Here is a 994-nt window from a genome sequence, read left to right as displayed (position 1 = left end):
GTGCATAGCCTCCCCCTTCCCAGAAAGTTTTCCTTTTGGGGTCCCAGAATATCGGAAAGCTCCGCGCCGCAGTTCCTGCTGTTGGCTGTTTCCATCACAGCTTATCCAGGGGACTTTTAATCTTCGAGGGATCGAAGTTGGTTACATGCAGGTAAACCGAGGTCGTTCTCAGGGATCTGTGCCCCAAAAGTTCCTGGATCACCCTGATGTTGGTGCCCTGTTCCAGAAGATGTGTGGCAAATGTATGCCGGAGTGTATGGAAAGTGGCATCCTTCTTTATCCCCCTTTCCAGAAGGATCTTTTTGAACAGGTCCTGGACACTCCTTTTGCTGTATGCCTTACCTGCCGTACGACCTTCGAAAAGATAGGTTTTGGGCCGGTAGTACCTGTAATACTCCCGTAGCTTTTCCAACAATTCCCTGGAAAGGAGAGTATACCTATCCTTGTTTCCCTTGCCTCCGCGGACTCTCAACTGCATCCTGTCGCTATCGATATCGCCAAACTTAAGGCCAGCCACCTCGCCAAGCCTCAGGCCGGAGCCATAGGTGAGAGCAACCAGGCAATAGTGTTTTCTGTTTATAATACCGTCGAGGATATGGGATATCTCCTCTTTTGAAAAGACGACCGGAAGGGGTTTAGGACGTCTGGGCCGTTTGATCTTTACCGGGTTCCAGTCTCTGCCGAGAACGTCCCTAAAAAGAATTTTGAACGCACTGATAGTCTGGTTTACGCTCGAGGCCGACAGATTTTTTGTCTCGATCTTGTGGAAAAGGTACTCTTTTAGCTCGGATAGGCTGATCTGGTCAGGACTTTTTTCAAAATAGCCGGAAACTAGTGATACTTGGGAAATGTAATTCTCGATACTTCTGGGAGAGTAGTTTCTGATCTGCATCTCCTGATACATCTGCTGACGTAGGCTTTTTTTTCCATGATAAGTAAAGTTTAAAGATTAAACATGGAATAAAAATAATCTATATACCTGAAAATAAGATCA

1 protein-coding gene is annotated in these 994 nt (G+C 46.5%); it reads right to left on the bottom strand.

Annotated features, from left to right (window positions below):
* Positions 1-94: 94 nt before the first annotated feature.
* Complete coding sequence (locus ADICYQ_RS04320) at positions 95-904, bottom strand: tyrosine-type recombinase/integrase (protein ID WP_020894219.1); 810 nt, start codon at positions 902-904, stop codon at positions 95-97.
* Positions 905-994 lie beyond the last annotated feature (90 nt).

This window comes from Cyclobacterium qasimii M12-11B, from assembly GCF_000427295.1.
Classification (GTDB): domain Bacteria; phylum Bacteroidota; class Bacteroidia; order Cytophagales; family Cyclobacteriaceae; genus Cyclobacterium; species Cyclobacterium qasimii.
Note: the sequence above shows the minus strand (reverse complement) of the source record. Positions and strands in the feature narration are given on the sequence as shown.